Origin of the sequence: Phenylobacterium sp., assembly GCF_036821595.1 — a bacterium.
In the GTDB taxonomy this organism is placed as follows: domain Bacteria; phylum Pseudomonadota; class Alphaproteobacteria; order Caulobacterales; family Caulobacteraceae; genus Phenylobacterium.
On record NZ_DAISJG010000070.1, the window covers coordinates 8,495 to 10,115 of the forward strand.

The 1,621-nt window shown below is 73.2% G+C and carries 3 protein-coding genes; all 3 read left to right on the top strand.

Translation table 11 applies throughout. From position 1 onward, the window contains the following. Window positions 1-153 precede the first annotated feature (153 nt). Entirely contained in the window at window positions 154-780 is a 627-nt protein-coding gene (locus tag V7Z97_RS17490) for a glutathione S-transferase family protein (RefSeq protein ID WP_334164719.1), read from the top strand. Next, window positions 777-1,301 (top strand): DUF1697 domain-containing protein, encoded by a 525-nt coding sequence (locus tag V7Z97_RS17495; protein WP_334164720.1) that lies wholly within the window; start codon window positions 777-779, stop codon window positions 1,299-1,301. Before V7Z97_RS17490 ends, V7Z97_RS17495 begins: the two co-directional genes overlap by 4 nt. A 60-nt stretch (window positions 1,302-1,361) precedes the next feature. After that, window positions 1,362-1,621: hypothetical protein (locus V7Z97_RS17500; protein ID WP_334164721.1), on the top strand; the 260-nt coding region annotated here is incomplete at its 3' end.

A 1,621-nucleotide genomic window follows, 5' to 3' on the forward strand; every position in this document is an offset into this window, starting at 1 on the left:
CCGGCCACGCCGCCTCGTCGGGGACCAGAGTCCTCGTCCGCCATACCCAAGCTTCCAACCCGTCAACGTTCTTCTCGTTGCCCGCCACTAGACGGGAGCCTTTCGGGTTCGGCAATAGGGGCGTTCGGAACGCTGGTCTCGAGGAGGACGCCCATGGAGCTGATCATCGGCACGAAGAAGTGGTCCACCTGGTCGCTGCGGCCCTGGCTGGTCGCGAAGCGCGCGGGGGCGCCGTTCACCGAGACCCTGATCGAGCTGCGGCAGGAGAACAACATGACCGGGGCGGCCATCCGGCCGCACTCGCCGAGCGGCCTGGTGCCGGCCCTGAAGACGGATGGGGTGACGATCGTCGACTCGCTGGCGATCTGCGAGGTGCTGGCCGAGAAGTTCCCGCAGGCGAGGCTGTGGCCCGAGGATCCGGTCGCCCGGGCCCTGGCCCGCTCGGCGGCCTGCGAGATGCACGCCGGCTTCTCCTCGCTGCGCGGCGAGTGCCCCATGGACCTGACGGCCGAGCCGCGGGCGGTGGAGCTGTCGGAGGCGACGCACAGGGACGTCCGGCGGATCGTGGAGCTGTGGGGCGGGCTGCTGCGGCGGTTCGGCGGGCCGTTCCTGGCCGGCGACTGGTCGATCGCCGACGCCTTCTACACGCCGGTGGCGACCCGCTTCCGGACCTATGGCGTCAAGCTGTCGGACTTCGGCGACGATGGGGCGGCCGGGGAATACGCCGCGCGGCTGCTCGAGCAGCCGGAATTCCTGGCCTGGGAGGCCGACGCCCGATGAGGCGGGTGGCGGCCATGCTGCGGGCGGTGAACGTCAGCGGCACGGGCAAGCTGGTCATGGCCGACCTTCGGGCGCTGCTGGCCGGGCTCGGCTACGACGCGCCGCAGACCCTGCTGGCCAGCGGCAATGCGGTGTTCGGGACGGACGCGGCGGCCGAGGCGGTGGAGCGGCGGCTGGAGGACGCGCTGAAGGCGCAGATGGGTCTCGCCACCGACGTCTTCGTGCGCGACCGGGCGGAGCTGCTGGCGGTGATCGACGCCAACCCGTTCGGGGATTTCGCCCGCGAGCAGCCGAGCCGGATGATGGCGGTGTTCCTGAAGGGCGAGCCGCCGGCCGACCTGTCGCCGCTGGAGCGGTGGGCGCTGGACGGGGAGATGATCGCCCGCGGACCGCGCTGCCTCTACATCACCTATCCGCAGGGGTCGGGGCGTTCGAAGCTGGCCAATGCGCGGGCGCCGGGCGCGCCGGGCACCTCGCGCAACTGGAACACGGTGGGCAAGCTCGCCGCGATGCTGGCCTGAGGGCACTCCGGCGGCGGTTCGGGCGTTGAGGCTGCCGAACCCAAGGGAGAGACCCGACCCATGAAGATCATGCTCGCCGCCGCCGGCCTGGCCGCGCTTTCGCTCGCCGCCTGCGACCGGCCCACCGGCACCGCCCCGCAGGACTCCGCGGTCGGCGCGGCCATGCCCGACACCTCGGCCCCGAAGACCGACAACATGGCGCTCACCACGCCGGACGCCGGCGTCACCGGGACGGTGCCGGCCGACGGCTCCGCCCCCGCCGTGGCCCCGACCCCGCCGGTCGGCACCGCCGGCGCCTCGCCGGGCGTGGTCGGCGCGCC